Origin of the sequence: Mycobacterium cajalii, assembly GCF_045809005.2 — a bacterium.
Lineage (GTDB): Bacteria > Actinomycetota > Actinomycetes > Mycobacteriales > Mycobacteriaceae > Mycobacterium.
In genome coordinates this window covers 2,760,309-2,785,271 of record NZ_CM141436.1, presented here as the reverse complement: position 1 = coordinate 2,785,271, position 24,963 = coordinate 2,760,309, and the positions used below count along the sequence as shown (strand labels likewise).

Genomic DNA, 24,963 nt, shown 5'->3' with positions numbered 1-24,963 from the left:
CCAGCCACCTAGTGGCGGCGCCCAACACGAAGCGGCGGCCCGGACGTCCGGCCGGCAGCTCCGACACCCGGAACCGCATCCTGGACGTCGCACGGGAACTCTTCGCCGCCAACGGTTTCGGGAACACCTCGATCCGTGCGGTGGCGGCGGCGGCGGGCGTGGACTCGGCGTTGGTGCACCACTACTTCGGCACCAAGGAGAAACTGTTCGCCGCCGCGGTGCACATACCGGTCGATCCGATGGACATCATCGGCCCGTTGCGCGAGGTGCCGATCGAGGAGATCGGCCACCGGCTGCCGTCGATGTTGTTGCCGCTGTGGGATTCCGACCTCGGCACCGGGTTCATTGCCACGCTGCGCTCGATCCTCGCCGGGTCCGAGGTCAACCTGTTCCGCACCTTCATCCAGGACGTGATCGCGGTGGAAGTTGGCCCGCGCGTGGACGATCCCCCCGGCAGCGGGCTCATCCGCATCCAGTTCGTCGCGTCGCAACTGGTCGGTGTCGTCATGGCCCGCTACATCCTGGACCTGGAACCGTTCGCGTCACTGCCGGCCGAACAGGTCGCGCGGACCATCGCGCCGAACCTGCAGCGCTACCTCACCGGGGAGCTGCCGGACGGGCTCGTGCCATGAGCTCGGCGTGCTCGTCGTCGTCGACGTCGCGGGCCTCGTCGATCAGCAGCACCGGGATGCCGTCCTCGATGCGGTAGGCGCGCCGCAGCCGCGGGTTGTAGAGCAGATCGGTCCCGCCGTCCTCGGAGACCAGCAGCAGCGGCCCCCGGTCGGCCGGGCACACCAGAATGCTCAGCAGTGCATCGTCGATCATCATGAGGCGCCGCTCATCTCGGATCGGACCCCCGGAGTCAGTTTGCGGAACTGCGTGCTGTCGGTGTCGAAATACCAAACCTGGCGTCCCGGCTTGGGGATGCCGGCCGCGCGCAGGGGGCTGACGGTGGGACGGTAACTGGCACTCAGCGCCAGCTCCGGGACCACGTGCACGACGTCGGGCCCGAGCCCGACGGGGATCTTGGCGACCGCCTCGGTCAGGTCGGCCGCGGTGATGGTGGCCCCCGGCAGCAGCGTCAGCGCCGACACCGCGACCTGGGTGTCCCCGACCGGCACGTTGTAGGTCACCGCCAGGTCGACGCCGTTGATGCAGCCCAGCGCGTCGGTGACCGGGTCGGCGTAGACCAGGCCGCGGGCGGTGCGCACCACCGTGCCGCGCCGGCCCATCAGCCAGAAGTCGCCGTCCTCGTCGCGGCGAAACAGGTACTCGGTGGAGATCCAGGTGTCGCCGGCGGCGAACACCCCGCGCTTGACCGACGCGCTGGGATCGATCGGCCCATTGGACGCGGCGAGCAGCACCCCGACCTGATTGGGCTCGGCGACCTGCACGAAGCCGCGGTCGTTCTCCAGGATCAGGTCGCGCTCGGCGTCGTAGGCGCCCAACTCGATACGCCCGGCGCCGGGCAACGGGCGGCCCTTGCTGCCGATCTTGGCGCCCGAGACGTTGGCCAGCACGGCCTGCCCGTCGGTGGTGGCGAAGAACTCGACGACGTGGGCGGGGGCGAACGCGTCGACGACCCGCGCCCACAACCCGGTCGGCATACCCGAGCCGATGAACAGGCGCACCGGATGGTTGCCGTGCAGCACGAAGGCGGGGTCGTCGACGACGTCGCGCAGCAGGGACCAGGTGTAGGACACCACGGTGACGCCGTACTGCCGGACCTCCCGGATGAAACGGTCGGGCTCCAGGCCGCGCGACAGCGCGATGCGGGTGCCGCCGACCACGGCGCCGCCCAGGCTGACCAGCAGCGCGGACTCGTGGTGCAGCGGCGTCAGGCAGTACACGGTGTCTTTGCGGTCGAGCGCGGCCGTGGATGCGGTGCCGAAGGCCGACACCGCCCAGCGGTAGTTGGTGATGTGCCGGGGCACCAGTTCGCCGCCGACCGCGGTGAACGCGATGAACGCCAGGTCGCGCGCCAGCCCGGGGTTGGGCCGGTACCAGGCAGGCAGCTCGACGGCGTCCGGGTCGATCTGCTCCATGTCGATGATGTCGCTGTCGCCGGGCAGGTGCAGGTCCCGGGACTCGCCGCCGCCGAGCACCAGGATGTGCCCCGGGAGGTCGCGCGCCGCGTCCAGATTGGTGGGGTCGGTGAGGATCTCCGAGGCTCCCCCGAGCCGGACGGCCGCGGCCAGGTCGGTATCGGGCTTCATCACCACGGCGATCGCGCCCAGGCGCGACAGCGCGGCGATCGCGACCAGCGCGCTGGGACGGGTCTCCATCAGCACACCCACGCGGTCGCCCTGGCGCACCCCGACCGCGATGAGGCCGCGCACGACGTTGTCGATGCGCCGGTTCACCGCCTCGTAGGTGTGCACGCGCCCGTCGAACAACAGGAACTCGCCCTTGGGGGCGTCGTGGGCCTGCTCCTCGATGATGCGGCCCAGCGAGATCCGGGTGTGGTCGTTGATCTGGCCCAGGCGGACCAGCCGCGGCAGCGTCCGGACCGTCTCCACGGCCAGCGTGCGCATGGACTTGTTGGCCGAGACGACGGCGTCGGCGGCGCCGCGGGCCGCCGACAGCGCCGCACCGGAGACCTCCCCGATGCCGTGCACGAGCCGCGTGCTGAGCGCGACACCGCTGTCGGTGTGCTCTTCGGGCTGGTCGGCCATCAAGTCGATGCCAGCGGGCTTGTCACCGCCACTGGAGAGCCATTGCACCCAGGCCGCGACGGTGGGCCAGCTCTGCTGCGCCGCCTTGGAACCGACCACGAGACCGAAATGTCCTGTCCTGATGACGGATTCGTACACCTCGGCGTTCGGGGCCGCCCGGCGGATGCCGCGCACCGAGGCCGGCTGCCCGATGTCGTCGACCTCGCCGACGAAAGCCAGGACCGGGCAGGTGATGTCGGTGAGCGTGACCATCTGCCCGTTGATGGCGAAACCGCCCGTCATCATCCGGTTGTGCGCGATGAACTGGGTGAGCAGCTCGGAAACGGCCGGGCCGGACCAGGCGATCCAGCCTTCGCGTTCGAGGAACCTGCGCTGCTGTTCGCGCGGCAGCAGGGCCTCCCGGTCGTGCAGCTGACGCACGAAGTCGATCCGGGCCTTGGCGGTCTTGAGTGGATCCAGCATCTGGAAACCCATGCGCGCCAACCAGCTCGGGATGTCCATCCAGCTGAAAACGTGGTTGGCCATGAAACTCGCGGCGGGCGCCGCGAAGTTCGCGGGGATGCCCATGGGCAGGGCGGCCAGGGTGTCCACCGGCGAGCCGAACGCCACGATGCTGGCGATGTTCTTCGAACGCCGATAGGCCGCGGCCTGGTAGCAGAACATGCCGCCCTGCGAATAGCCGACCAGGTGGACGTCGCTGCCGGTGGCGTCGCGGACCGTGTCGATGGCCTGGCTGAGCGCGACGATGTGGTCGGCCAGGTTGCGCCGCATGCCGCCTTCGACCTTGTCGGGCGAGCCGAAGTCGATGACCCACGGATCGAGCCCGTTGGCGTGCAGGATCCCGACCGCGCCTTCCGCGCGGGTGACGTCCCACATGTCGGCCGACATCATCATCGGGTGCACCATCAGCACCGGCGGGCCCACCCGCGCCTGGCCGGGCCGGCTGTCCGGGGGGAAGTACCGCCGCAGCTTGTACATCGCCACGCTCGCGACGGTCTGTGACGGCGAGGGGATGCTGCCGGTCTCCAGGCCCCCCAGTCGCAGGACCTCCAGGCCGTTCTGCGCCGTGGCGACCAGGCGCCCGACCGGTCGTGTGATCACCGACAAGTTCAGATCCACCAAAGCTCCCTGATTCTCGACAGCCTGGACATCATGGCACATGAGCGCCCTTTGCGGTCCTGATCAGGACGTTTCCCCGCGGGGACCGGGGTCGCCTTCGCCGGTCGGTCACCGGGTCCGCGCACCGTGCATGAACTTTTCACAAAATGGGCATGTGTAGCTCACAGAAACGAGCAGCGGTATAGCGAGGGACGCGCGCGATGACTGTGAATTTCGAAGACGACTTCGTCCTCAGACCGGACGGGCGTGCAGGCACCGACGGGCATTCACCGGCGACCGAGTCGATGACGTCGGAGGTGGTAGCGGGAGAGGGTCACAGCCCGGTCGACCTGGTGCTGGGGCTGGGTGAGCCGCAGCAGGTGGGCAGGTTCCGGTTCTTCCTCGACGGTGAGCGTTGGGAGTGGTCGGACGTGATCGCCCGCATGCACGGCTACGAGCCCGGGAGCGTCGAGCCCACCACCCAACTGCTGCTGGAGCACAAGCACCCCGAAGACCGCGAGCGCGTCGCGGCCGTGCTGGAGCACGTGCACAAGGGGGAGCCGTTCAGCAGCCGGCACCGCATCATCGACACCGCCGGGCGTACCCGCTGGGTCGTCGTCGCCGGAGACCGCATGGTCGACGACAACGGGCGGCTCATCGGCATGTCCGGGTTCTACGTCGACGTCACCGACTCGTTGCAGTCCGACATCAGCGACGTCATGTCGTCGGTGGCCGCCTCCCGGGCGCGGATCGAACAGGCCAAGGGCGTGCTCATGGCCGCCTATGGCATCTCCGCGGAACGCGCGTTCCACATCCTGGCGTGGCGATCCCAGGAAGCCAACATCAAACTGCGTGACCTGGCGTCACGGTTCCTCGACGTCGTCACAGACGGCAAGGCGCCGGCGGACACCCAGAGTCACGTCGACCATGCCCTGCTGGCACTCGAGTAGCGCCGGTGCCCAGCCGTACCGGGTAGGAGTTCCGCCGGCCTCGCCCCCGGCGCCCGCTGTCCGGGTCCGACTAAGGTCGTCCCGGTGGCGCACCTGTTGGGGGCCGAGGCCGTACACCTGGAATATCCGACTCAAGTGGTCTTCGAGTCGGTCACGCTCGGGGTCAACGACGGCGCGCGCATCGGCATCGTCGGACGAAACGGGGACGGCAAGTCCAGCCTGCTCGCCCTGCTGACCGGCCAGGTGCAGCCGCACTCGGGGCGGGTCACCCGGCGCAGCGGGCTACGAGTGGGCGCGGTGGGCCAGGCCGACACCCTCGACCCCGACCACGCCGTGGGCTGGACCCTCGTCGGCGATCAGGCCGAACACCAGTGGGCGGGCGACGCGCGGGTGCGCGACGTCGTCGCCGGCCTGGTGTCCGACATCGACTGGGACGCGACCGTGGCCACCCTCAGCGGGGGTCAGCGACGCCGCGTGCAGCTGGCCAGGCTGCTGGTTGGCGAATGGGACGTGATCGCCCTCGACGAACCCACCAACCACCTCGACATCGAAGGCATCACCTGGCTGGCCGAGCATCTGCGGCAGCGCTGGGCCCGCAACACCGGCGGCCTGTTGCTGGTCACCCACGATCGCTGGTTCCTCGACGAAGTCGCAACGACGACATGGGAAGTGCACGACGGCATCGTCGAACCCTTCGACGGCGGATATGCGGCCTACGTGCTGCAGCGCGTCGAACGCGACCGGCTGGCCGCCACGGCCGAGGCCAAGCGGCAGAACCTGATGCGCAAGGAACTGGCCTGGCTGCGCCGGGGCCCGCAGGCGCGGACCTCCAAACCCAAGTTCCGCATCGAGGCCGCCAACCAACTGATCGCCGACGTGCCGCCGCTGCGCAACACCGTCGAACTGGCCAAGCTGGCGAGTGCCCGGCTGGGCAAGGACGTCATCGACCTGCTCGACGTGTCGGTCTCCTTCGGTGGCCGCCCGGTGCTGCGCGACATCGAATGGCGGATCGGCCCGGGCGAGCGCACCGGCATCGTCGGCGCCAACGGGGCCGGCAAGTCGACGCTGCTGGGATTGATCGCGGGCACCATCCAGCCCGACAGCGGGCGCGTCAAGCGCGGCAAGACCGTGCAGCTGGCGGTGCTCGACCAGCAGGGCGAGATGCTCGCCCCGCTGGCCGGGGACCGGATCGCCGACGTGCTGGCCCGGCTGCGCGGCGGTTACCAGGTCGAGGACCGCGAGGTCACCCCGACGCAGCTGCTGGAGCGGCTCGGGTTCGGCGGGAGCGGTTCGCAAGGCCAGCTGTCCGCGCGGGTCGCCGACCTGTCCGGGGGTCAGCGGCGGCGACTGCAGCTGATGCTCACATTGTTGTCCGAACCGAACGTGCTGCTGCTCGACGAGCCCACCAACGACGTCGACACCGACATGCTCACCGCAACCGAGGACCTGCTCGACTCCTGGGCCGGCACGCTGATCGTCGTCTCGCACGACCGCTATCTGCTGGAACGCGTCACCGATCAGCAGTACGCGATCCTCGACGGCCGGCTGCGGCATCTGCCCGGTGGCATCGACGAGTACCTGCGGCTGGCGGCGCAGCGCACCGCGGAGAACGCCGCCGGGCCGGCGGGCGCCGACGCGGCGGCATCGGAGCCGCAGGCGATGTCCGGCGCGCAGCGGCGTGCCGCCGAAAAGGAACTGGCCGGCGTCGACCGGCAGCTGGCGCGCCTGGCCGAACGGATCGCCGCCAAGCACGTCGAGCTCGCCGAGCACGACCAGGCCGACCACGTCGGCATCACCCGGTTGACCCGGGAGCTGCGCGGGCTGGAAGACGAGGTGGCCGCGACGGAGAGCCGCTGGCTGGAGTTGTCCGAGACCCTCGAACAGTCGTCGCCGTGACCCCGGGTCCAGCGGGCCCCGGGCGTCCGCGGGTCAGTGCCAGCGCAACAGCACCATCTCGGCACAGAATCCGGGACCCATCGCAAGCATCAGCCCGGGGCTTTCGCTGGGCGGCGGCTTGGCGATGGTATCGCGCAGGATGTGCAGCACCGAGGCCGACGAGAGGTTGGCGATCTCCCCCAGCGAGCGCCACGTCAACTCGAGCGCCTCGGGCGGCAGATCGAGGCTTTCGGTGATCGCGTTGAGGACCTTGGGTCCGCCGGGATGGGTGACCCAGGCGCCGATGTCGTCCGTGGTCAACCCGTGCGTGGCGAGGAACCCGTTGACGTCGTCGGCGAGATAACGGTGGATGAGCGCCGGCAACTCCGGGGACAGCACCAGTTGGAGGCCGGCGGAACTGACGTTCCAGCCCATGATGTTCAGCGAATCGGGATACAGGCGGCTGCGCGTGTCGACGATGTCCGGGCCGCTGACGCGCAGTTGTTCGTCGCGGGCGGCGCGGCGCTCCCCCACGGCCACCACCGCGGCCGCGCCGTCGCCGAACAGGGCGCTCCCGACCAGACCCGACACCGTGGGTTTGCACGCCGGATACGTCAGCGAGCACAGCTCGACCGAAAGCAGCACCGCGACGCCGTCGGGCGCCCCGCGCAGGTAGTCGTGCACCCGGGCCACCCCCGCCGCGCCGGCGACGCAGCCGAGGCCGAACAGCGGCATCCGGCGCACGTCGGGCCGCAGGCCGAGCCGTCCGGCGATCCGGGCGTCCAGCGACGGCACGGCGACGCCGGTGACCGTCGTGGTGATGATCATGTCGATGTCCTGGGGCTGCAGACCCGCCTCGTCCAGCGCCCCCAGCAACGCCTCGCAGCCGAGTTCGACCGCGTTTTCGATGAAGATCTCGTTCGCCTCGCCGAAGTCGGTGAGCGTTGCGTACCGTTCCAGCGGGAGGACGAGGTGACGCGCGTTGACCTTCGCGGCGGCGTGCAGGCGCCGAACTATTTCCTCGTGCTCCTTGAGCCCGGGGAACTCGACGAACTGGTCGGTGACCTCGCTTTGGCTGTACCTATTCGGCGGCAATGCCCCGAACACACCCGCGATGACGCTCAATTTCTCTACCTCCGGTGCCCCCACCCGAAAAAGGCCCCCCGCGCTCGGAATCTTAGGACGTAATTTTTACCGCCGCAAAGCCGGACTATTAAACACATGTCGTATTAGCGGCGGATTTTCATCGTGTAATCGCCGCTGCCAGCGGGAATTTCGTCAGGGCGAGTCCTCGGGTTCGTCCGAATTGAGCGCCATCGCCACCAATGCGTCGGGGCTCAGCGCGTCGATCTCATCAGCCCCGACCGTTGCGTCACGAGCCGGAAGCTGACCGGCCAGCAGCAGAAGTTCGTCAAGCAATCCGGTGCGCCGCAGTTCGCGTAGCGGAATCTTGCGCAGCGACGACCAGATCCGTTCTTCTTCGGATTCCCCGGCCTCGCGGTGAAGCAGTCGTTGGTACAAGTGCTCGGCCAATGCGGCCGGCGTGGGATAGTCGAATATCAGGGTGCGCGACAAAGCCAACCCGACGTCGCTTCCGAGGCGATTGCGCAACTCGACGCCGGTCATCGAATCGAACCCCAGATCCTGGAAGGCCTGTTCGGCATCGATGTCACTGCCGGACGGGTGGCCCAAGACGATCGCCGCATTCGAGCACACCAATTCCACGAGCCGGCGACGCTGATCGTCGGCGGACAGCGCGTGCAGTCCGTCGGCCAAGGTGGCCGGCCGCGGTGCGGTCTCCCCCCGCTCACCCAGCCAAAATCGCTGCCTGGCAAAGCCGTACGTGGGCAACTCGACCGGGTGGGCATCGACGTCGGCAAACGCCCCGGCCCAGTCCACGGTTACGCCCGTAGCGAACAACCGCGCGGCCGCGCCGAGCACCGAATCGATTTCGGGCCGGTCCCTGGGCATCGTCACCACCGCGAAGGCCCGCTCGTCGGTCAGGGTCTGCTCTATCGCGGCGCTCAGACCGCCGGCGGGGCCGATCTCCACGAACACGGCGGCCCCCAGCGACTCGGCCAGCCTGACCCCGTCGGCAAAGCGCACCGGGCGACGCACATGTTCCACCCAGTAATCCGGCGAGCCGTACCCACGGCCGGCCAGCCGCCCAGTCACGTTCGATATCAGCGGAATTCGCGGGTCTGCGGCCGTCACGCCGGAGACCACCGTCCCGAAGTCCCCGAGCATCGGCTCCATCAACGCCGAATGAAACGCATGCGAGACCGCCAGGCGGCGCACCCGCCGGCCATCCCGGGCCAACCGGTCCACCACGGCGTCGACGGGTTCACCGGCACCCGAAAGCACCACCGAGGCCGGACCGTTGACCGCGGCGATGCCGACACCGTCGACGAGCAGGGGGGCCACCTCGGCCTCCCCCGCCGCCACCGCGACCATCACCCCGCCGTCGGGAAGCGCGCTCATCAACCGGCCCCGGGCCGCCACGATCTCGCATGCATCCTGCAACGACACGGCGCCGGCAACATAGGCCGCGGCGATCTCGCCCACCGAATGCCCCATCACCAGATCTGGCACCACACCCCACGACTGCCACAACGCCGCCAGCGCCACCTCGACGGCGAACAGCGCCGGCTGAGCAAACTCGGTGTCACGCAGCACGTCTGGGTCACTTCCCCACAGCACCTGCGTCAGGGGCAGCCGCATCCGGGCATCCAGCAGCCGCGCCGCCTCGTCAAACGCCTTGGCGAACAACGAGAACCGCTCGTGGAGCCGGCGCCCCATCGCCAACCACTGCGCGCCCTGACCGGGAAAGACGAACGCCGTCTTGCCCACCGGCCGCACTCGCCCCGCGATGACGCCGGTACCCGGCTCACCGGCGGCCAATTCCGCCAGGCCGGCGGTAACCTGCTCGCGATTCGAGCCCACCAGCACCGCCCGGTGCTCGAACGTCGAACGCGTCGCGACCAACGACCACGCCACATCGCAGGGGCGTAGCTCCGCGTCGCCGGAGACGTGCGTCAGCAACCGTCGCGCCTGGTTGCTCAGCGCTGCGGCCGATCGAGCCGACAACACCCACGGCGCAGCCACGTCAACCCGTTGGGCCCCGGGGCTTTCCGAAAGCCGCGGCGCCTGTTCGACGATCACGTGCGCGTTCGTCCCGCCCATGCCGAACGACGACACCCCGGCCCGCCGCACACCGTGCGGCCATGGCAGCGGCGTCGTGTTGACCCGCAGGCCAAGCGCCGGCAGGTCGAGGGCAGGACCGGGCGCGGAATAGTTGAGACTTGCTGGGATCAAGGCGTTTTCGATCGCCAGCACGGTCTTCAGCAGGCCGGCGACCCCCGCGGCGGCTCCGGTGTGGCCGACGTTGGTTTTCACCGATCCCACCCGCAACGGCTCCTCGCGACGCCCCGCGAAAACCTCCCCCAGCGCGTTCGCCTCCACCGGATCGCCGACCCGGGTGCCCGTGCCGTGCGCCTCGACGTAGTGGAGGTCGCCGGCTTCCAGTCCCGCCCGGGCCAGCGCCGTGCGCATGACGTCGGCCTCGCCGGGAACCGAGGGCACGGTCTGACCGGCGCCGGTATGCCCCGCGTTGCCCACCGCACTGCCGCGGATGACGGCGCGGATGCGGTTCCCGTCGTCGAGGGCGGCGCGCAGCGGTTTGAGCAGCACGAGGCCGGCGCCTTCGCTTCGCACGTAACCGTCCGCGCGTGCGTCGAATGCGTAGGTGTGTCCCGACGGTGAGACCGCGCCGAACGCGGTTTCCAGCATTTCGGTCTCGTCCGCCAGGTTCAGGTGGACGCCGCCGGCAATCGCCAGCGCGGACTCACCGCGACGCAGGCTCTCACAGGCCAGGTGCACGGCGACCAGCGACGACGACTGGCCGGTATCGACGGTCAGGCTGGGGCCGCGCAACCCGAATGCATACGAGACCCGGTTGGCGATCATTCCCCGGGCGATACCGGCGAACGACTGATGATCGAGATGCTCCGGCGCGCCGCTCAGCGTCAACAGGGCGTAGTCGTCGGTCATCGCCCCGAGGTAGACGCCGACCTGCTCGCCGCCCAGCGTCGCCGGCAGGACGAACGCGTCTTCGAACAGCTCCCAGGCCAACTCGAGGGCCAGGCGCTGCCGGGGGTCCATCGCGCGGGCCTCGCGCGGCGACACGTTGAAGAAGTCGGCGTCGAAGCCGGCGACGTCGTCGAACGCTTTTGCCGCTTCCGCCCCGTCGCCGATCAGACGCCAGAGGTCCCGGGGGCCGGCCGCGGAGGGGAACCTGCACGCGAGGCCGATGATCGCCACGTCCGTCGGCCGCGCGGGTTGCTTCACGGGATGAGGTCTAGCACGACCCGTGGCGCCCGTCGATCCGCGGCGCATCACTGGGACCGCCGGCACGGACGAGGCCTGGGGCGCCTCGGCGCGCGCGCACCCGCATTGCGAAACCGCTGCATGGAGGCGAACGTACCGCTAAAAACCGGCGTCGTCGTCGAGGATCGCGAAGAGCTGACTCTCGGTCGCGGTGTTGATGTCGTCGTCGAACGGGACGTCGGCGTACTCCGGTTCGGGCGGGGCGGTCAGGCCCGCGAGCATGACCTGCAGACGACCGCTCAACCGCGCCCTGTCGTCGGTGTTCCAGCCGGGTCGGTCGAGCAGAGCCTGCAGTTCCCGGGCGACGTCGTTGAAGCGGGCCATCGGATCCGGCTGCTTGTCAACCGAAGCCACTGTGCCGGTGGCGATCTCGGCGTCGACATACTCGGCCAGAGCCGATGGCGTCGGGTGATCGAAGATCACCGTGGGCGACAGGGTCAGCCCCGTCGCCGTCTTGAGCCGGTTGCGCAACTCGACCGCGGTCAGCGAATCGAACCCCAGGTCCTGGAAAGCCTTGTCGCCGTCGATGTCGGCGACACTTTGGCCCAACACGGTGGCGGCATTGCCGCAGACCAGACCCACGAGTTCGCGGTGGCGCTGCTCGGCGGTCATATCCTCCAGCCGCGCCCGCAATCCGGTCGCCGCGACGGCGGCGTCGGCGTCGACGACGACACGCCGCGCCGGGCGGGCAGCCAACTCCCGCAACAACGGGGGCAGGTCGTCGACGTTGCCGGACAAGGCAACCCGGTCCAGCCCGGTGGCCACCACGACGGGGCGCTCCCCCAGCAAGGCCATGTCGAACAGTTCGAGCGCCTGCTCGCTCGACAGGGCCGCCAGGCCGGCCCGGCCGATGCGGGATCTGTCGCGATCGCCCAGGTGAGCGGTCATGCCCGAGGCCTGCTCCCACAGCCCCCAGGCCAGCGACAGACCCGGCAGCCCGTGCGCACGCCGGTGGGCGGCCAGCGCATCGAGGAAACTGTTCGCCGCGGCATAGTTACCCTGGCCGGGCGCACCCACGATCCCGGCCAGCGACGAAAACAGCACAAACGCCGACAGCTCCAGATCCCGGGTCAGTTCATGCAGATGCCAGGCCCCATCGACTTTGGCGCGCAGCACCGTGTCCACCCGATCCGGGGTCAGCGATGCAACCATGCCGTCGTCGAGGACGCCGGCGGCGTGAATCACGCCCGTCAACGGATATCGCTCGGGCACGCCGGCCAGCAGTGCCGCCAGCGCGTCGCGGTCGGCCACGTCGCAGGCCACCACCGACACCTGCGCCCCGGCCTCGCGCAGCCCATCCACCAGTTCCGCGGCCCCGGCCGCGCCGGCGCCCGCGCGGCTGGCCAGCAGGACGTGCCGCACGCCGTAGCGGCTCACCAGGTGCCGGGCCACCGCAGACCCGGCCATGCCCGTTCCGCCGGTGATCAACACCGTGCCCGCGGCCAGCCCGACACCGGGCGCGCCGGGCAGCGTGAGCACCACCTTGCCGACATGCCGCGCCTGGCTGACGAACCGGTAGGCGTCCGCGGCGCGCCGCACGTCGAAAACCTTGACCGGCAACGGCTCGATCACTCCGTCGGCGAACAACTCCATCAGTTCGGCCAGCATCGCCGCGATGCGGTCTTCCCCGGCCTCCATGAGATCGAAAGCGCGGTAGCGGACTTCGCGATACTGGTGGGCGACGGCCCGGGGGTCGCGCAGGTCCGTCTTGCCCATCTCGACGAAGCGCCCGCCCGGGGCCAGCAACCGCAACGAGGCGTCGGTGAACTCGCCGGCCAGCGAGTTGAGCACCACGTCCACACCGGCACCGCCGGTGGTGGCCAGGAACTTCTGCTCGAACTCCAACGTCCGCGAGTCACCGATGTGCTCGTCGTCGAAGCCCATGTCCCGCAACGTGTCCCACTTGCCGCGGCTGGCCGTGACGAAAACCTCGGCGCCCCAATGCCTGGCCAGCTGCACCGCGGCCATCCCGACCCCACCCGTCGCGGTATGCACCAGCACCCGCTCGCCGGCGCGCAGCCCGGCCAGATCCGCCAACCCGTACCACGCCGTCAAGAATGCCACCGGCACACCGGCCGCCCGGGACAGCGCCCACCCCTGCGGCACCCGGACGACTAACCGCTGATCCACCACCGCCTCGGAGCCCGTCAGCCCCACGATGCCCAGCACCGGGTCACCCACGGCCAGTCCCGTCACGTCCGGGGCGACCTCGACGACGACACCGGCCCCCTCGGCGCCCAGCTGCGCCGCTCCGGGATACATACCCAACGCCACCAGCACATCCCGGAAATTCACCCCGGCCGCGGCCAGCGCCACGCGCACCTGCCCGGCCGACAACTCGGCGGGTGGGCATTGCTGCACCGTCACGTCGTCCAGCGTCCCCCCGCTACCGGCGGCCAACCGCCAGCCATCGGTGGGCAACCGCAGGAACCGGGAGGTGGCCGGCCTCAGCCGGGCGCCGTGAACGACGCCGTCGCGCACCACCAATTGCGGCTCATCACAAGCGAGTACGGCCTCCAGGTCGACGGATCCGTCCGAATCGACCAGCACGAACCGGCCCGGATGCTCGGCCTGCGCCGACCGGACCAGGCCCCACACCGCCGCGCCGGCCAGATCCTCGACCCCCCCGTCGGCCAGGGCCACCGCCCCGCGGGTGGACACCACCAACGGCCCCGACCCGTCGCGAGTCAGCCAGGATTGCAACATCGTCAGCGCCTCGATGGTGGCCGCATCCACCGATTTGACCACTCCCCCATCCGCGGCCGACCACTCCCAGACCGAGTGCTCGCCACCGACCGCGTCGTCGGCCGGGGACACCGGCGACCACACCACCTCGAGCAGCCCGTCACGGTTGAAGCGGCCGCCGGCCGCGGCCAACTGGTCGGCGGAGACGGGGCGAAGCGCCAACGCCCGCACCGACAACACCGGCAGGCCCGACGCGTCGGCCAGCTCGACCGACACCGCGCCGCTACCCGCCGGCGCCAGCCGCACCCGGACCCGTGACGCGCCGGCCGCGTGCAGGCACACCCCTTGCCAGGAGAACGGCAGCACGGCCGCCGCCTGCTCGTCGGCGACCCCCAGCGCATGCAACGCCGCATCGAGCACCACGGGGTGAATCCCGAAGCCGCCCAACGCCACATTGGCGGCCTGCGGAACCTCGACCTCGGCGAACAGTTCGCTCCCGCGCCGCCACACCGCCCGCAGGCCGTGAAAGGCCGGACCGTACCCGTAGCCGCGCTCGGCCAGCCGATCATAGGCCCCGGCGGCGTCCACCGCCGTCGCGCCGACGGGCGGCCACACCGCCAGATCCGCGCCGGGCGCGACCGCGGCCGCACCCAGGGTGCCTTCGGCGTGCCGGGTCCATTCCGAATCCTGTTCGGGCACCGATGAATACACGGCGAACGTACGCGCACCGGCTTCGCCGGCGGCGTCGACCACCACCTGTACCTGCACACCGCCGGAGGCGGGCAGCAGCAACGGCGCCGACAACGTCAGCTCCTCGAGCGCCGGGCAGCCGGCCTCGTCACCGGCCCGCAGCACCAACTCCACGAACCCTGCTCCGGGAAACAGCACCACCCCGCCGACGGCGTGGTCGGCCAGCCACGGCTGGGCGCCCACCGACAGGCGGCCCGTCAACACCACCCCACCCGAATCCGGCCGCCGCACCACCGCACCCAACAGCGGGTGCCCGGTGCCGGCCAGTCCCAGACCGGCCGCGTCCCGCGACCCCACCGACGAGGCCGGCAGCCAGAACCGGCGCCGCTGGAACGCATACGTCGGCAGCGGCACCGTTCGCGCGTCCAGGCCGGCGAACGCCGCGCGCCAGTCCACACCGGCGCCGGCGGTGAACAGCCGGCCCGCCGCGGTGAGCAGCGCGTCGATCTCGGGCCCCTCCTTGGGCATCGTCACGACCGGCATGGCCCGGTCGTCGCGCAGGCTCTGCTGCACCGAGGCCGTCAACGCCGCACCGGGGCCCACTTCGAGGAAGGCCCCGGCACCCAGCGACTCGGCCAGGCGCACTCCGTCGAGGAAGCGCACCGGCCGGCGCACGTGCTCCACCCAGTAGTCCGCCGAGCCGTAACCGGAATCGGACAACTCGCCGGTCAGGTTGGACACCAACGCCATTCGGGGCGCACCGGCCGTCAGGCCGTCCAATGCCGCGGAGAACGCCTCGAGCATCGGCTCCATCAGCGCCGAATGGAACGCATGTGAGACGGCCAGCCGATGCACCCGCCTGCCGCGCGCGGCCAACTGGTCGGCAATGGCCTCGACCGCGGCCCGCTCGCCTGAAAGCACCAGCGACGTGGGCCCGTTGACCGCCGCGACGCTCACCCCCTCGGTGAGCAACGGCGCCACCTCGTCCTCGCCGGCGGCGACGGCCACCATCACCCCGCCCGCGGGCAGGTCCGCCATCAGCCGGCCGCGCGCGGCCACCAGCCGGGCGGCGTCGGCCAGGGACAACACCCCTGCGACGTGGGCGGCGGCGATCTCCCCGACCGAATGGCCCATCACGATGTCGGGAACCACCCCCCAGGATCGCCACAGGGCCGCCAGCGCGACCTCGACGGCGAACAGGGCGGGCTGGGCGAATTCGGTGTGCTGCAACAGTTCCGGGTCGTCGCCCCAGATCACCTGGCGCAGCGGGCGGCGCAGATGGGGGTCCAGTGCCGCCGCGGCCTCGTCGAAGGCGCGGGCGAACTCGCCGAACCGCCCATATAGCTGGGCGCCCATCCCGAGCCGCTGCGAGCCCTGGCCGGGAAACGCGAACACCGTCTTGCCGCTCGGCCGTGCGCGCCCCACGACGGCCGCACCGGACTCACCCGAGGCCAATGCCGCCAGCCCGCGCACCAACTCGCCCCGGTCGGCGCCCACCAGGACGGCGCGGTGTTCGAGAACCGCGCGCGTGGTCGCCGACGACCAGGCCACGTCCACCACGCGCAGGTCCTCGTGCGCGCTCAGGTGCTCCAGCAGCCGCCCGGCCTGGGCGGCCAACGCCGCATCCGAGTGCCCGGACACCAGCACGGGCACCACGGGCCGGGAATCATCGACTTCGGCGGCAACGCTTTCCACGCCTTCCGGGCCATCCGGTTCCGAGGGCGGCTCTTCCACGATCACGTGCGCATTGGTCCCGCTGATCCCGAACGACGACACCCCGGCCCGTCTCGGGCCCTCCGGCCACGGCTGCGGCCCGGTCAGCAGCGACACCGCGCCCGCCGTCCAGTCCACATGCGGCGTCGGCACATCCACGTGCAGGGTCTGCGGGATGACGCCATGGCGAATCGCCTGCACCATCTTGATCACCCCGGCCACCCCGGCGCCGGCCGAGGTGTGGCCGATATTGGATTTGATCGACCCCAACCACAGCGGGCGATCCGCCGGGCGGTCCTGCCCGTACGTCGCCAGGAGCGCCTGGATCTCGATCGGATCGCCCAGCACGGTTCCGGTTCCGTGGCCCTCCACCACGGCCACATCGGCGGCGCTGAGCCCCGCGGCGGCCAGCGCCGCCCGGATCACCCGTTGCTGCGACGGCCCGTTGGGGGCGGTCAAACCGTTGGAGGCGCCGTCCTGGTTCACCGCCGAACCCCGCAGCAGCGCCAGGACCGGGTGACCCAGCCGCCGCGCGTCGACCAACCGCTCCAGCACCAGCACGCCCGCACCCTCCGACCACGAAGTCCCGTCCGCGGCACCGGCATACACCTTGCACCGGCCGTCGGCGGCCATCGCCCGCTGACGGCTGAACTCGACGAACGCCGCGGGGGTCGCCATCACCGTCACGCCGCCGGCCAGCGCCAGATCGCACTCGCCCGACCGCAGCGACTGCGCCGCCAGATGCATCGCCACCAACGCGGAGGAACACGCCGTATCCACCGACACCGCCGGGCCTTCCAGGCCCAACACGTAAGACACCCGGCCCGAGACCACGCTCAGGGTCGATCCGGTGAGGCCGTAACCCTCCAGCTCCCCCTTGACCTCGCCGCCGTATCCGGCGTGGATGACCCCGGCGAACACGCCGGTCGCCGAACCGCGCAACCCGAGCGGGTCGATCCCGGCCCGCTCCAGGGCTTCCCACGAGATCTCCAGCAGCATGCGTTGCTGCGGATCCATCGCCAGCGCCTCGCTGGGTCCGATGCCGAAGAACCCGGCGTCGAAGTCGGCGGCGTCGTAGAGGAAGCTGCCCCGGCGCGTGTACATCTTCCCACGGGCGTCGGGATCGGGGTCGAACAGGGCGTCCACGTCCCAGCCGCGGTCGGTCGGGAAGTCGCCGACCGCGTCGCGGCCCTCGACGACCAACTCCCACAGGCGTTCCGGGGAGTCGATCCCGCCCGGGTACCGGCAACCCATCCCCACCACCGCCACCGGCTCGGAGAGCCTGCCCTCCAGCTCGGACAGTTGGCGCCGGGTGCGCCTCAGGTCCGCGGTGAGCCGCTTCAGGTAGTCGAGCTGCTTATCGGTGCCCGGCATCGTCACTCCTCGAGGTCTGGGGCATCAGTGGCCGAGTTCCTCGTCGAGGATGGCGAAGAGTTCGCTTTCGCTGGCGGCCCGGATGTCGTCGTCGACGTCGTCGCCGGGGCGACCGGCGGTGGTCAGTGCGGCGAGAAGGTGGCGCAGCCGGGTGGACATCTGCGCCTTGTCGTCGGGCCCGGCGTCCGGGCGGTCGAGCAGGGTTTGCAGTTCGCGGGCCACGGCGTGGAAACGGGTCATCAGGTCGGGTTCCGCGGTAGCGGTGGCGGCGCCGAGCTGGGTGTCGAGGTACTCCGCCAGGGCGGTCGGGGTCGGGTAGTCGAAGATCAGGGTGGGCGAAAGCGAAAGCCCGGTGGCGGTTTTGAGCCGGTTGCGCAACTCGACGGCCGTCAGCGAGTCGAAGCCGAGCTCCTGGAAGGTGCGGCCGCGGTCGAGGTCTGCGGCCTGCGCCAGGCCCAGCACGGTGGCGGCGTTGCTGCACACCAGGCTCACCAGGTCGCGCCGCCGCGCCTCGGGGCTCAGACCGTGCAGTCGCGCGCCGAGGCCGGCCACCGACGCGGCGGTCCCGGTGTCGGCGACGACGCGGCGGGTGGGGCGGGCAGCCAGGCCCTGCAGCAGCGGCGGCAGGGCCGCGGTGTGGCCGGACAGCGCGGCCCGATCCAGGCGCGAGGCCACCACCACGGGGCTGTCCGCGAGCAGTGCGGCGTCGAACGACGCCAGCGCCTGTTCCGTGGACAGCGGCGCCAGCCCGACCCGGCTCATCCGGGCCTTGTCGCGGGCCCCGAGGTGCGCCGTCATCGTCGAGGCCTGCTCCCAGAGCCCCCAGGCCAGCGACAGCCCCGGCAGGCCGCGGGCGCGCCGGTAGCCGGCCAGCGCGTCCAGGAAGCTGTTGGCCGCGGCGTAGTTGCCCTGCCCCGGCGTGCCGACGATGCCGGCCATCGAGGAGAACATCACGAACGCCGCGAGGTCGAGATCCCGGGTCAGCGAATGCAGATGCCAGGCGGCATCGGCCTTGGCCCGCAGCACCGCATCGACCCGGTCCGGGGTCAACGAGGAGATCAGCCCGTCGTCGAGCACCCCGGCGGCATGCACCACCCCGCTGAGCGGACGGTCTGCGGGGATCCGTGCGAGCATCGCCGCCAGCGCGTCGCGGTCGGCCACGTCGCAGGCCACGACCGAGACCTCGGCCCCGGCCTCGCGCAGCCCGTCCAGCAGTTCCGCGGCCCCGGCCGCGGCGGCGCCCGCGCGGCTGGCCAGCAGGAGGTGCCGCACCCCGTGGCGGTCCACCAGGTGCCGGGCCAGCGCAGACCCGGCCATGCCCGTTCCGCCGGTGATCAACACCGTGCCCGCGGCCAGCCCGACGCCGGGGCCGCCGGGCAGCGTGAGCACCACCTTGCCGACATGCCGCGCCTGGCTGACGAACCGGTAGGCGTCCGCGGCGCGGCGCACATCGAACGTCCGCACCGGCAACGGCGTCAACACACCGTCGTCCAGCAGCCCGACCACCTCGGCCAGCAGCCGCGCACAACGGTCGGGGCCCGCCTCCAAGAGGTCGAACGCGCGGTACCGCACCCCCCGATGTTGCCGGGCGACGGCCTGCGCATCGCGCATGTCGGTCTTGCCCATGTCGATGAAGCGCCCGCCCGGGGCCAGTAAACGCAACGAGGCGTCGGTGAACTCGCCGGCCAGCGAGTTGAGCACCACGTCCACACCGGCACCGCCGGTGGTGGCCAGGAACTTCTGCTCGAACTCCAACGTCCGCGAGTCACCGATGTGCTCGTCGTCGAAGCCCATGTCCCGCAACGTGTCCCACTTGCCGCGGCTGGCCGTGACGAAAACCTCGGCGCCCCAATGCCTGGCCAGCTGCACCGCGGCCATACCGACCCCACCCGTCGCGGCGTGCACCAGCACCCGCTCGCCGGCGCGCAGCCCGGCCAGATCCGCCAACCCGTACCACGCCGTCAGGAACACCACCGGCACGCCCGCGGCCCGGGCCGGCGACCAGCCCCGCGGCACGCGCACCACCGCGCGCTGGTCGACCACGGCCTGCGGGCCCACCACCCCGAGGAGGCCCGTCACGACGTCGCCGACGGCCAGTCCGGTCACGCCGGGCCCGACTGCGGCGACCACACCGGCACCCTCGACGCCCAGGTCCCCGCCACCGGGATACATCCCCAACGCCACCAACACGTCCCGGAAGTTCACGCCGACCGCGCCCACGGCGACCCGCACCTGCCCGGCGCCCGGTTCCGCAGCCGCGCAGGGCCGCACCTCCACGTCCTCGATGGTGCCTCCACCGCCGGGCGCCAACCGCCACCAGCCGTCCGCGGGCAGCCGCAAACCCGCCGGCGCCGCCGGCGATGTCAACCGGGCGCCGTACACGACCCCCGCACGGATCACGAGCTGCGTTTCGCCACAACCGGTTACATCACCCGCCTCGACCGAGCCGTCGGAATCGAGGAGCATCACCCGGCCCGGGTGCTCGGCCTGCGCCGAACGCACCAACCCCCACACCGCCGCGGCGGCAAGATCGCGGACCCCCTCCCCCGGCAGGGCCACCGCGCCCCGGGTCAACACCACCAGCAGCCCCGGGCCGTCACCGGCCAGCCACGACTGCAGCACCGACAGCGCCTCGGTGGTGGCCGCGTGCACCGAACCCGTCATCGGCCCGTCGCCGGATACCCACTCCCACACCACGGTCCCGTCGCCGGAATCGCTGCCACGCGGCGCCACCGGCGACCACACCACCTCCAGCAACCCGTCGGCGCCGACCGGGCCGGGCGTCAGCCGCCCGCCCGACAGCGGGCGCATCACCAACTCCCGCACCGACAGCACCGGCGATCCGGCCGGGTCGGCCAATTCCACCGACACCGCATCCGGGCCGGCCGCGGCCACCCGCACCCGCGCCCGGGAGGCGCCCTCCGCATGCAAGTACACGCCCTGCCACGAGAACGGCAGCACCAGCTGCGCCTGCGGGCCGGCGACTCCCAGCGCGTGCAGGGCGGCGTCGAGCACCACCGGATGAATCCCGAACCCGGAGGTCACCCCGGCGTCCTGCGGCAGCTCGACCTCGGCGAAGATCTCGTCGCCCCGCCGCCACACCGCCCGCAGTCCGCGGAAGGCCGGGCCGTACTGATAACCGCGCCCGGCCAGCTCGTCGTAGGCGCCGCTGACGTCCACCGCCTCCGCGCCCACCGGCGGCCACACCGACAGGTCCGCGGCCGGCTCTACCGAACCCGACCCCAACACTCCGGCGGCGTGCAGCGTCCACCCCGAACCGGGCCGCGCCGCAGCGGAATACACCGACACCGCCCGCGATCCCGAATCGGCGGGAGCGGCCACCACGACCTGCAGCCGCACCCCGCCGACCGCCGGCAGCGCCAGCGGCGCCGACACGGTGAGCTCCTCGAGCACCGGGAAGCCGACCTCGTCACCGGCCCGCAACATCAACTCCACGAAGGCGGCCCCCGGGAACAGCACCGTGCCGGCCACCGCGTGATCGGCCAGCCACGGCTGCGCGCTCAGCGACAGCCGGCCCGTGAAGACCGTCTGGCCCGAGTCGGGCCGCTCCACCGCCGCGCCCAGCACGCCGTGTTCGATGCCCGCCAACCCCACCGCGGCCACATCGGATCCCGCCGCACCGGGCGGCAGCCAGAACCTGCGCCGCACGAAGCCATACGTCGGCAGCGGTACCCGCCGGGCGTCCAGACCGGCGAACGCCGCGGGCCAATCCACCCGCACCCCGGCGACGCTCGCCTGGCCCAGCGACAGATGGAACCGCTCCAGGCCGCCGTCGTCGCGCCCCAGGGTGGGAACGACGACGGCGTCGCCGCGTTCGGTCACGGTGTCCTCGATGCCGGCGATCAGCACCGGGTGCGGGCTGGATTCGACGAAGACCCGGTACCCGTCGGCGTGCGCGGCGCGGACCGCCCGTTCGAATTGCACCGTCTGGCGGACGCTTTGGTACCAGTACTCGGCGTCCAGCCCCGCGGTGTCGACGGGGGCGCCGGTGACGGTCGAGAAGAAGGCGACCGAGGAGGAACGGGGAGCGATGCCGCACAGCGCCTCGGCGAGGGGCTCGCGGATCGCGTCGACCTGTTCCGAATGCGACGCGTAGTCCACGTCGATGGTGCGGGCCCGCACGTCCTCGGCCGCACAACGGCGCATCAGCCCGGCCAGCGCGTCCGGTTCGCCGGAGACCGCGACCGCCGAAACACCGTTGACCGCAGCGATGTTGAGGTGATCCGCCCACGGCGCGATCAACTCGGCCGCCCGTTCCGGGCCGCACGCCAGCGACACCATGCCGCCCGCGCCCGCCAGCCGCACCAGCAGCCGGCTGCGCAACGCCACCACCCGCGCGGCGTCCTCGAGCGACAGCGCCCCGGCGACGTAGGCCGCCGCGATCTCGCCCTGGGAATGGCCGATCACCGCGTCGGGCACCACGCCCATCGAGCGCCACAACTGGGCCAGCGACACCATGACCGCCCACAGCGCGGGCTGCACCACGTCCACCCGGTCCAGCCCGGGCGCGCCGGGCGCGCCGCGCAGGACGTCGATCAGCGACCACGGCACGTGCTCGCCGAGCGCCTTGTCACAGCGGATGATGTGTTCGGCGAACACCGTTGAGCCCTCGAGCAACTGGGCGCCCATGCCGGTCCACTGGGATCCCTGGCCGGGGAACACGAACACGGTCTTGCCCGTAGGCCCCGCCCGGCCCACCACCAGGCCCGCGCCCGGGGCGCCGGCGGCCAGACCGGCCAGCCCGCTCATCAGCCGCCCGCGATCCGGCCCCGCCAGCACCGCCCGGTGCTCGAACAGCGACCGCGTCGACACCAGGGACCAACCCACGTCCACCGCATGCAGATCCGCGTCGGCCGACAGGTGCGCCAGCAGTCGCGCGGCCTGGTTGGTCAGCGCCTCGGCCGACCGCGCCGACAACACCCAGGGCACCGGCACATCGGCGCGTTGCGTCGGCGGGCTGTCCGGCGCGGTGGGGACCTCTTCGACGATCACGTGCGCGTTGGTCCCGCTGATCCCGAACGACGACACGCCCGCGCGCCGCGGCCGGCCCTCGGCGGGCCACGGGCGCGGCTCGGTCAGCAGCGACACCGCGCCGGCCGACCAGTCCACGTGCGGCGTGGGCGCGTCGACGTGCAGCGTCTTGGGCAGCACGCCGTGCCGGATCGCCTGCACCATCTTGATCACCCCTGCCGTCCCGGCGGCGGCGGACGTGTGCCCCATGTTCGATTTGATCGACCCCAACCACAGCGGCCGGTCCGCGGGCCGGTCCTGCCCGTAGGTGGCCAGAAGCGCTTGTGCCTCAATGGGATCCCCGAGCGTGGTGCCGGTGCCATGCCCCTCGACCACATCCACGTCGGCCGTGCCCAGGCGGGCGCTGGCCAGCGCCGCGCGGATCACCCGCTGCTGCGCGGGCCCGTTGGGCGTGGCCAGCCCGTTGGAGGCGCCGTCCTGGTTCACCGCCGTACCCCGCAGCACCGCCAGCACCGGATGGCCCCGCCGGCGCGCGTCGGTCAACCGCTCCAGCACCAGCACGCCGGCGCCCTCGGAGAACCCGGTGCCGTCGGCGGCGGCCGCGTACGCCTTGCACCGGCCGTCGGCGGACAGGGCCCGCTGGCGGCTGAAGTCGACGAACATCGCCGGGGTCGCCATGACCGTCACACCACCGGCCAGCGCTAGATCGCACTCGCCCGACCGCAGCGAGTGCGCCGCCAGATGCATCGCCACCAGCGACGACGAGCACGCCGTGTCCACCGACACCGCGGGGCCTTCCAGCCCCAGGGTGTACGCCACCCGCCCCGAGGCCACACTCAGCGTCGACCCGCGCAGCCCGTAGCGCTCCAACTCGCCGGGTACCCGGCCCTGGCCGCCGTAGGAGCCGTGGAACACCCCGGCGAACACGCCCGTCGGCGAGCCCCGCAACGTCGACGGGTCGATCCCGGCGCGCTCCAACGCCTCCCACGACACCTCCAGCAGGAGGCGCTGCTGGGGGTCCATCGCCAGCGCCTCGCTGGGCGCGATCCCGAAGAACGCGGCGTCGAAGTCGGCCACGTCCGCCAGGAACCCGCCCGAGCGGGTGTAGGACTTGCCCGTCGCGTCGGGGTCGGGATCGAACAGTTCCGCCGCGTCCCAGCCCCGGTCCGCGGGAAACTCGGAGACCACGTCGCGGCCCTCCGCGACCAGCTGCCACAAGCCTTCCGGTGAATCCACCCCGCCCGGGTAGCGGCAGCCCATCCCGACCACCGCCACCGGCTCGGTGGCCAGCGCGAGGTACTGACGGTTCTCGCGCTTGAGCCGCTCGTTTTCCTTCAGGGTCTTCCGCAGGGCCTCGACGAGCTCATCGTGGCTGCTGGTCACCGGGCGGCCCGGCCTCTCATAACGCGCAGCGCAGTCCCCGATCGCGCATCAGTGCCAGTGCAGCAACACGAGTTCGGAACAGAATCCCGGCCCCATCGCGATCATCAGCCCGGGGCTGTCGCTGGGCGGCGGTTTGGCGATGGTGTCGCGCAGCACGTGCAGCACCGAAGCCGACGAGAGGTTGCCGATCTCCCCGAGCGAGCGCCAGGTCAGTTCGAGGGCCTGCGGCGGCAGGTTCAGGCTTTCGGTGATCGCTTCGATGATCTTGGGACCGCCGGGGTGGGTGACCCACGCGCCGATATCGGTGGTCGTCAGGCCGTGGTCGCCCAGGAACGACGTGACGTCGTCGGCCAGATACTGGCGGACCGTGTCCGCCAGGTCCCGGGACAGCACGAGTTCGAACCCGGCGGCGCCGACGTCGTAGCCCATGGTGCGCAGCGAGTCCGGGTACAGATGGCTGCGCGAGTCGAGGACGTCGGGCCCGCCGGCGCCCGTCTGTTCGGCGCGGCGCTCGCCGACGGCCACCACCGCGCCGGCCCCGTCGGCGAACAGCGCGCTGCCGACCAGGCCGGGCAGCGACGGCTTGTAGCCGGGGTAGGTCAGCGAGCAGAGCTCGACGGAGACCAGGGCCGCGACGCCGTCCGGCGCACCGCGCAGGTAGTCGTGCAGCCGGCCCACACCCGCGGCCCCGGCCACGCAGCCCAGGCCGAACAGGGGCACCCGCCGCACGTCGTCGCGCAGGCCGAGCCGCCCGGCGATCCGGGCGTCCAGGGACGGCACGGCCAGGCCGGTCACCGTCGTGGTGATGAGCACGTCGACGTCCCGCGGCTGCAGCCCGGCCTCGTCCAGGGCGCCGGCGAGGGCCTTGCAGCCGAGGTCGACGGCGCTGTCGATGAAGATCCGGTTGGCCACCCCGAACTCGGTCAGCGTGGGATACCGCTCCAGGGGCAGGACCAGGTGACGACCGTTGACCTTGGCGCTGGTGTGCAGCTGGCGAACGATGTCCTCGTAGCCCTCGAACTCCGGAATGCTGACGAAGAAGTCGGTCAGCTCTCGCTGGGTGTAGCGGTACGGCGGCAACGCGCCGAACACTCCCGCGACGACGCTTCTCATCGGCCCCCTTCGGAGACGAAGATCGTGGC

General features: G+C 71.5%; 10 protein-coding genes. 3 read left to right on the top strand and 7 right to left on the bottom strand.

Annotated features, from left to right (window positions below; genetic code table 11):
• Positions 1–11 precede the first annotated feature (11 nt).
• The gene (locus tag ACJ512_RS13190; RefSeq protein WP_461480077.1) at positions 12–632 is read left to right on the top strand and encodes a TetR/AcrR family transcriptional regulator; all 621 of its coding nucleotides are present in this window, start codon (positions 12–14) and stop codon (positions 630–632) included.
• Here the strand turns inward: ACJ512_RS13190 and ACJ512_RS13185 are convergent.
• The gene (locus tag ACJ512_RS13185) at positions 598–825 is read right to left on the bottom strand and encodes a Trm112 family protein (protein WP_407686510.1); all 228 of its coding nucleotides are present in this window, start codon (positions 823–825) and stop codon (positions 598–600) included. The two genes, ACJ512_RS13190 and ACJ512_RS13185, sit on opposite strands and share 35 nt — an antisense overlap.
• A complete protein-coding gene (locus tag ACJ512_RS13180) occupies positions 825–3,797 on the bottom strand; it encodes an acyl-CoA synthetase (protein WP_407686492.1) in 2,973 nt (990 codons plus the stop codon). The genes ACJ512_RS13185 and ACJ512_RS13180 overlap by 1 nt, the downstream gene beginning before the upstream one ends.
• A gap of 197 nt (positions 3,798–3,994) precedes the next feature.
• Here ACJ512_RS13180 and ACJ512_RS13175 point away from each other — a divergent pair, with 197 nt between their 5' ends.
• Positions 3,995–4,723, top strand: coding sequence for a PAS and ANTAR domain-containing protein (locus tag ACJ512_RS13175; RefSeq protein ID WP_407686493.1), 729 nt, complete (start codon positions 3,995–3,997; stop codon positions 4,721–4,723).
• A gap of 84 nt (positions 4,724–4,807) precedes the next feature.
• A complete protein-coding gene (locus ACJ512_RS13170) occupies positions 4,808–6,619 on the top strand; it encodes an ABC-F family ATP-binding cassette domain-containing protein (RefSeq protein ID WP_407686494.1) in 1,812 nt (603 codons plus the stop codon).
• Positions 6,620–6,652: 33 nt separating this feature from the next.
• On the opposite strand, the gene ACJ512_RS13165 is transcribed toward ACJ512_RS13170, so the two are convergent.
• From ACJ512_RS13165 to ACJ512_RS13145, 5 genes are all read right to left on the bottom strand, one after another.
• Entirely contained in the window at positions 6,653–7,723 is a 1,071-nt protein-coding gene (locus tag ACJ512_RS13165) for a type III polyketide synthase (protein ID WP_407686495.1), read from the bottom strand.
• Positions 7,724–7,876: 153 nt separating this feature from the next.
• Positions 7,877–10,993, bottom strand: a complete 3,117-nt coding sequence (locus ACJ512_RS13160; protein ID WP_407686511.1) for a type I polyketide synthase — start codon at positions 10,991–10,993, stop codon at positions 7,877–7,879.
• A gap of 90 nt (positions 10,994–11,083) precedes the next feature.
• Positions 11,084–17,446: an SDR family NAD(P)-dependent oxidoreductase gene (locus ACJ512_RS13155; protein ID WP_407686496.1), complete on the bottom strand. Its 6,363-nt coding sequence runs from the start codon at positions 17,444–17,446 to the stop codon at positions 11,084–11,086.
• A gap of 24 nt (positions 17,447–17,470) precedes the next feature.
• Entirely contained in the window at positions 17,471–23,821 is a 6,351-nt protein-coding gene (locus ACJ512_RS13150) for an SDR family NAD(P)-dependent oxidoreductase (RefSeq protein WP_407686497.1), read from the bottom strand.
• Positions 23,822–23,869: 48 nt separating this feature from the next.
• The gene (locus ACJ512_RS13145; RefSeq protein WP_407686498.1) at positions 23,870–24,934 is read right to left on the bottom strand and encodes a type III polyketide synthase; all 1,065 of its coding nucleotides are present in this window, start codon (positions 24,932–24,934) and stop codon (positions 23,870–23,872) included.
• Between the last annotated feature and the right edge of the window lie 29 nt (positions 24,935–24,963).

What these genes read in the sequence shown, in the direction of transcription:
- ACJ512_RS13175 (WP_407686493.1), top strand. Translation starts at nt 3,995, where the DNA reads ATGACTGTGAATTTCGAAGACGACTTCGTCCTCAGACCGGACGGGCGT.
- ACJ512_RS13155 (WP_407686496.1), bottom strand. Translation starts at nt 17,446, where the DNA reads ATGCCGGGCACCGATAAGCAGCTCGACTACCTGAAGCGGCTCACCGCG.
- ACJ512_RS13160 (WP_407686511.1), bottom strand. Translation starts at nt 10,993, where the DNA reads ATGCGCCGCGGATCGACGGGCGCCACGGGTCGTGCTAGACCTCATCCC.
- ACJ512_RS13185 (WP_407686510.1), bottom strand. Translation starts at nt 825, where the DNA reads ATGATCGACGATGCACTGCTGAGCATTCTGGTGTGCCCGGCCGACCGG.
- ACJ512_RS13145 (WP_407686498.1), bottom strand. Translation starts at nt 24,934, where the DNA reads ATGAGAAGCGTCGTCGCGGGAGTGTTCGGCGCGTTGCCGCCGTACCGC.